General features: G+C 64.1%; 6 protein-coding genes. 3 read left to right on the top strand and 3 right to left on the bottom strand.

Translation table 11 applies throughout. The annotated features are described in order from the left end of the window. The first annotated feature begins 208 nt into the window (after window positions 1–208). Window positions 209–1,441, top strand: a complete 1,233-nt coding sequence (locus IP83_RS17145; RefSeq protein ID WP_231625099.1) for a cytochrome P450 — start codon at window positions 209–211, stop codon at window positions 1,439–1,441. A 131-nt stretch (window positions 1,442–1,572) separates the two neighbouring features. Beyond that, window positions 1,573–2,994 (top strand): hypothetical protein, encoded by a 1,422-nt coding sequence (locus tag IP83_RS17140; protein WP_054123459.1) that lies wholly within the window; start codon window positions 1,573–1,575, stop codon window positions 2,992–2,994. A 6-nt stretch (window positions 2,995–3,000) separates the two neighbouring features. Here the strand turns inward: IP83_RS17140 and mmsB are convergent, their stop codons facing one another. The 3 genes from mmsB to IP83_RS17125 are packed head-to-tail and all read right to left on the bottom strand — an operon-like array spanning window position 3,001 to window position 6,078. Continuing rightward, window positions 3,001–3,870 carry a 3-hydroxyisobutyrate dehydrogenase gene (mmsB, locus tag IP83_RS17135; RefSeq protein ID WP_054123458.1) on the bottom strand — a complete coding sequence of 290 codons (870 nt, stop codon included), beginning with the start codon at window positions 3,868–3,870 and terminating at the stop codon, window positions 3,001–3,003. A gap of 22 nt (window positions 3,871–3,892) precedes the next feature. After that, window positions 3,893–4,936, bottom strand: coding sequence for an enoyl-CoA hydratase/isomerase family protein (locus tag IP83_RS17130; RefSeq protein ID WP_054123457.1), 1,044 nt, complete (start codon window positions 4,934–4,936; stop codon window positions 3,893–3,895). Then, a complete protein-coding gene (locus IP83_RS17125) occupies window positions 4,933–6,078 on the bottom strand; it encodes an acyl-CoA dehydrogenase family protein (RefSeq protein WP_054123456.1) in 1,146 nt (381 codons plus the stop codon). Before IP83_RS17125 ends, IP83_RS17130 begins: the two co-directional genes overlap by 4 nt. A gap of 163 nt (window positions 6,079–6,241) precedes the next feature. Here IP83_RS17125 and IP83_RS17120 point away from each other — a divergent pair, with 163 nt between their 5' ends. After that, complete coding sequence (locus IP83_RS17120; RefSeq protein WP_082364800.1) at window positions 6,242–6,445, top strand: LysR family transcriptional regulator; 204 nt, start codon at window positions 6,242–6,244, stop codon at window positions 6,443–6,445. The last annotated feature ends 21 nt before the right edge of the window (window positions 6,446–6,466 follow it).

Here is a 6,466-nt window from a genome sequence, read left to right as displayed (position 1 = left end):
CCTGACGATGACCCAAGGCCACCGCCGAAATTACACCACGTTGACGGACGCGACCTCAAACGAACATGCCGTCAGACAGGTGCGCAGGGCCTCTAGCCTGTTCATCACAGGGCATTGACATTACGCCCCACGGCACGGGAACGGAGCCTGACGCATGAACACGACGAAGCTTGGTACGCTGGACCAGATGGTTGCCGATTATTCGCTGGTGACCAATGGCTATTCCGGCAAGGCGCCCAACAACCCCTACCCTCTCTTCGCGGAGAAGCGGGCCAAATGCCCGGTCATGCATGGCGATCTGCTGATCGAGAACCAGGTCCCGAGCATGGCGGACTATATGATGTCCGGCCGCCCGGTGATGACGCTGTTCCGCTACAAGGACATCCATAGCGTCCTGATGAACCCCAAAGACTGGCTCAGCTATATTGTTGGTGACGGCTTTGGCGCCGCCGTGGACAACATGTTGCTGACGGCCATGGACGGCGAGGCGCACGACAAATTCCGCGCCACGCTGCAAAAGCCGTTTATGCGCGGCGAGATCCGCAAGCTGGTCGACACGATGATCCGCCCGGTGGTGATGAATGAATTCATCGCCAAGCTGCGGCCGCTCGGCAAGGCAGACCTGGTGCGCGAACTGGCGCTGCCCTTCCCGATCCGGGCGATGTACGCCTATTTCGGCTTTCCCCACGATGAGGACTTGCTGTCCAACCTCGCAAGCTGGGCGATCCAGGTCGTCGCAGCGCCGCAGGCCGATCCGCAACTGGCCGCGATCACCGTGCCGCAGTCGATGGTCGCCGGCCAATCGATGTACGATACGCTGCTGCCGATCGTGCAGGCCTATCGCGCCCGCGGCGAGATGCGCGCCGATATCCTGGGCCACATGATGCAGGTGGAGCACGAGGGCAATCGCTTCACGGACGACGAGATCACGCTGTTCATTCGCATGCTGCTGCTGGCGGCGGGCGAAACCACCACCCGCAGTTTTGCCAACATGATGGTGCAACTTCTGGAAAACCCCGAGGTGCTGGAAGAGGTGCGCGCCGATCGCACCTTGATCTCCAAGGCGGTGATCGAAACCATGCGCCGCGACCCCACAGCCGGGGCCGTGGCCCGAATCGCCGCGCGCGACATGGAGATCGACGGGGTGACCATTCCCCAGGGAACTGCGGTGCTGCTGTCTATCGCCTCGGCCAACCGTGATCCGGAAACCTATGAGGACCCCGACCGGCTCTGGCTGAAGCGCCCGATGCGCCCGCTGCTCAGCTTCGGCTTCGGCCCACATATGTGCATGGGCATGCACATGGCGATCGCGGAGATGGAGGTGGCGCTCGATGCCATACTCGATCTGCCCAACCTGCGGTTCGACCCGGCTTATCCGCACCCGGAAATACGCGGACTGAACATGCGGGGCCCGGATGCCCTCCACGTGCTGTGGGATTGAACGGCCCACACCATTGGACAGATCTGCCGGGCTACCGTCCCGAAGGTAGGTGAAGCCGGCGCTGGACCGGCCGCACCATGAGCCATCGTCCGCAGCCTCGATCCGGGGTAGCGGCTGGCCGGGAGATCGCCGTGTTCAAGCCTCAGGGTGCCACCCCGCGCGACCATGACACGCATGAAGCGGATGTCGCGCAGCTGACGGCCTATCTCGAGACCGAGCTCGGCTGCTCGCAGGTCGTCTTGCACAAGGAAAGGCGCTGGCGGCCGGTCTGGCGGGCCACGATGGTGCGCAATGGCAAGCCGGCGGAGATGCTCCTCAAGGGCGAACGGACCTGGCTCACGCATCCCTATCCGCTCAGCTATGAGCGCGACATGCAGCACACCCTGCATCAGAACGGCGTTCCGATCCCGGCCATCCTGGGTTTATGTCCGGAACCTGTGGCGATCGTGATGGAGTGGGTGCGCGGCGGGCGCGATCCCGGGCTGATCCAGCAGGCGATCGAACAAGGCTCGAATATGACCGAGGACCGTTGGCAGGCCTCGCTCCGCTACATGGAAATTCTCGCCCGGATGCATGCCATCCCGCCCGAAAAGTTCGCTGCGGCCGGCGCGATCATGCCGGCGGATGACCGGGCGATCGCGCTCGGGCATTTCGAGCTGTTCCACGCCATGACTGCCATGAGCGGGATCAGCGATCCTTTCATTCACTTCTTTTCGGGCTGGCTGCGGCGCAACTATCCCAAGGGGCTGTCCCGCGTCTCATTCCTGACTGGAGACTGCGGCCAGTTCCTGTCGGACGGGCCGGAAGTGACCTGCATCCTCGATGTCGAGATCGGCCATCTGGGTGATCCGATGCGTGACCTGGCCTGCTATCGCGGCCGGCACCCGATCGAGAACATGGGCGACGTGCCCGCCCTGTTCCGCCACTATGAGCAGGCGTCGGGCCAGCCGCTCGACTACGATGCGATCGCGTTCCACACCGTCGCCTTTCTCGGCGAGGCCTATTACGGCCCGCTGTTCGGCCTGCACGACATGGGCCGCGGCGGCGATTGGGTGGAAAGCATTGTCCAGGTCGCGGTCATCGGCCGGCGCGCGGTCGAAGCGCTGGCCGAAATCATCGGGCTGGAACTGGACAACATGGCCCTGCCCCCGCCGGAATCTACCCCCTTCGAAGACCTGGCGCTGGGCAAGCTGATCGCTGAACTGGGCCGCATTCCGGCCAGCGACGGCTTGCCCGATTGGCAGCGCAATGTGCTCACTTCGATCCCGCACTATCTGCGCAATCGCGGACACTATCGCCATTGGTGCGAAACGGCTGACCTGGCCGAGACCAACGCCTTGACGGGCGGGACCGCCCGCACTCTCGCAGAGGGTGACGAAGCACTGGTCCGTCTGATCGGCACGGACGATCCCGGGCTGGATGCGGCACTTACCCGGCTGTTCCATCGCCGTTTTCTTCGCCAATGCCTGATTATTGCCGGACCAGATCCCGCCCTGGCCCATATCGCCCTGGCAAAGATGGAGCCGATTCTCGATCAGGCTGGCCGGACCTGAAGCTGGTCAAAGCGTCTTGATGATCGCCGAGAAGTCCGCCCCGCCCTGCCCTGCGGCGGCAAAGGCCGCGTAGAGCTCCTCGGCCCTGGTCCCCATCGGCACCTGGGCCCCAACCTGCGCCGCTGCGGCGAGTGCCAGCTTGAGGTCTTTCAGCATCAGCGCGGTGGCAAACCCGCCCTGGTAGTCGTTGTCAGCCGGGCTGGCCGGACCGACCCCGGGCACCGGGCAATAGCTGGTCATCGACCACGACTGACCCGAGGCCTGGCTCGAAATGTCGTAGAAGGTCTGGAGATCAAGCCCCAGCTTCTCGGCCAGGGCAAAGGCTTCGCAGGTGGCGACCATGGTCGCGCCCAGGATCATGTTGTTGCAGATCTTCGCCGCCTGACCGGCACCGGTATCGCCCGCGTGGATGACGGCCTTGCCCATTGCCGACAGCACAGGTTCCGCCCGGACGAAGGCTTCGGCCGAGCCGCCAACCATGAAGGTCAGCGTGCCCGCGTTGGCCGCAGCAATGCCCCCCGAGACTGGCGCATCGACCATCGCATAGCCGGCAGCAGCTGCGTCGCTGGCCACACTGCGCGCGGATTCGACATCGATGGTCGAGCAATCGAGCAGCAAGGCCGTCTGCGGTGCGTGGCCGATCACATCGGCCTCGAAAACGCTCTTCACGATCGCCCCGTTGGGTAGCATCGAGACCACGGCGTCCGCGCCCTGCACCGCGTCCCGGATCGACGTATGGGTGGCACAGCCGTTCTCGCCCGCCCGGGCCAACGCCTCAGCGCTCAGATCAAACGCATGAACCTCATGCCCCGCCCGAACGAGGTTCGCGGCCATGCCGCCGCCCATATTGCCGAGGCCGATGAAAGCGATCTTCATTGCGTTCTACTCCCAATTGCGGTCACAGCGGGCGCCATTCCTCATCAGGTGGCAGCGCCGCGAAGATGCTGTCGATCAGATCGTGAGACACCGCCTCCGGCGTCGCCGGATCCCAGCGCGGCGCGTTGTCCTTGTCGACGATCACGGCCCTCACCCCTTCGGCAAAGTCTGGCATGGTCAGGACCCGCGACACGATCCGGTATTCCATCGCCATGTTCGCGGCAAAGTCAGCGCACAGCAGGCCATCGTGCAGCTGGCGCAAGGCAACCTTGCAGGCCTGCGGACTTTTGGCCCGGACCAGTGCCAGCTCACGGGTTGCCCATTCGCTATCGTCGGCGGTCAGACTGTCGAGGATAGTTTCGAGCCGATCAGAGGCGAAATGGCGCACTATCCGAGCGGCATGTTCGGCGATGCGCGCGACCGGCGGCGTTATCGCCAGCGCGGCCAGCACCTCCGCAGCAGCATACCCGCGGGCCAGCCTGGCTTTGGCCTCGCTCAGCACGTCGCTCGGCAGGTAATGCGTCGCCAGACCCGCCCAATGGCAGTCGGCTCCGTCGAAGCGGGCCCCGGTCAGCGCCAGAAACTGGCCAATGCGCCCGGGCAAGCGGGACAGGTACCACCCTCCCCCCACATCGGGGAAAAGCCCGATCCCGGTTTCGGGCATGGCAAAGCGCGTGTTCTCGGTGGCAACATGGAAACGGGCGGGCTGGCAGATGCCCACACCTCCACCCATGGTTATCCCGTCCATGAAGGCCACCACCGGTTTAGGGTAGGCGAAGATCAGATGGTTGAGCTGATACTCTTCATAGAAGAACACCCGGCCGGTCTGCCCGTGATCATTCAGCACCGAATGGCGCAGCAGGTTGATGTCACCGCCTGAGCAAAACCCGCGGCCCTCGGCGTGATCGATCACCACGGTCTTGACCTCCGGATCGTCGCGCCAGGCGAGCAGCGCAGCCGTCATCGCCCGCACCATTGGCAAGGTGAGTGCATGGATCGCCTGAGGCCGGTTGAGCGACAGCGTGCCGAGCTCGCCGTTCCGCGCAATGATCAGCTCTTCGGTCATTGGCGCAACAAGTCCCGGCCGATGATCATCCGCATGACCTGATTGGTCCCTTCCAGGATCGAGTGAACGCGCAGGTCGCGCCAGAACCGTTCAATGGGATAGTCCTTCAGATAGCCGTAGCCACCGAACAGCTGGAGCGCCTGGTTGACCACCTCGCTGCCGGAGTCGGTCGCAAGCCGCTTGGCCATGGCCGAGAACCGCGACTTGTCGGGCTCGTTGGCGCTCGCTTTGCAGGCAGCGAGGTAGAGCAGCGCCCGCGCAGCTTCCAGGTCGGTGGCCATGTCCGCCAGCGTGAACTGGGTGTTCTGGAACTCGGCAATCGCCTGGCCGAACTGCTGGCGCTCGCGGGTGTAACCGATCGCTTCATCAAGGCACCGCTGTGCACCGCCCAGCGAACAGGCCCCGATGTTGAGCCGGCCGCCATCGAGGCCGGCCATGGCGATGCGGAAGCCTTCGCCCTCGGCGCCGACCCGATTGGCCACAGGCACCCGGCAGTCCTCGAAGATCACCTGCGCGGTCGGGCTGGCGTTCCAGCCCAGCTTCCGCTCCTGGGCGCCGAACGAGAGACCCGGGGTCCCGTTCTCCACAACGATGCAGGATATGCCGCGTGATTTGTCGTCGCTGGTGCGGACCATGCAGACGTAGACGTCGTTATACCCGGCGCCGGAAATGAACTGCTTGGTGCCGTTCAGAACATAGTGATCGCCATCACGCCGCGCCAAGGTCTTGAGCGCCGCCGCATCCGAACCCGACCCGGGTTCGGTCAGGCAATAGCTGGCGATCCGATCCATCGTGACCAGGTCGGGCAGAAACCGGGCCTTGAGCTCGGCGCTGCCAAAGCAGTCGATCATCCAGCCCGCCATGTTGTGGATCGAGATGAAGGCACTCGTGGTAGGGCAACCATAGGCCATGGCCTCGATGATCAGCGCCGATTCGAGCCGGCCCAGCCCGATCCCGCCATTCTCTTCGGACACGTAGATCGCCCCGAAGCCAAGCTCGCCCGCGGCCTTCCAGACCTCCACCGGAAAGTTGTGCTCCTCGTCCCACTGCGCTGCGAAGGGGGTGATCCGGTCCGCGGTGAACTTGCGGGCCAGGTCCTGGATCGCCAGCTGATCGTCCGTCAGGGAGAATTGCCCGGTCATGACGTCAGCCAATGGTGCGGCAAGTCGCTGCCACAAGGCCTGATGCGGCAGCAAAATGGTCAATCTGGCGCATCGCAGGCTCCCGCTGGGTTTGTTGCAGCGCCGCCATGCGGCACTGAATTTATGCAGACAAGCAGCACTTTCGCCGGTATGATCTGCAATTGTGCATTCCTTGAATTGGGACGATCTCCAGGCCTTTCTGGCCCTTGCCCGCACCGGCCAGTTGGGCCGGGCGGGCTTGGCCATGGGTGTTGACGGGACAACCATCGGGCGCAGGTTGCGCCGCCTTGAAACCCGGCTGGGGGCCAGGCTGTTCGAGCAGACCCGGACTGGCTGTCGCTGGCGGAGTAAAATGCCCCAGAAGTGACATTTGAAAATTCCCCACTTC

Origin of the sequence: Novosphingobium sp. AAP93 (assembly GCF_001296055.1) — a bacterium.
Lineage (GTDB): Bacteria > Pseudomonadota > Alphaproteobacteria > Sphingomonadales > Sphingomonadaceae > Novosphingobium.
The sequence above is the reverse complement of the archived record's forward strand: the minus strand, read 5'-3'. Positions and strand labels throughout refer to the sequence as shown.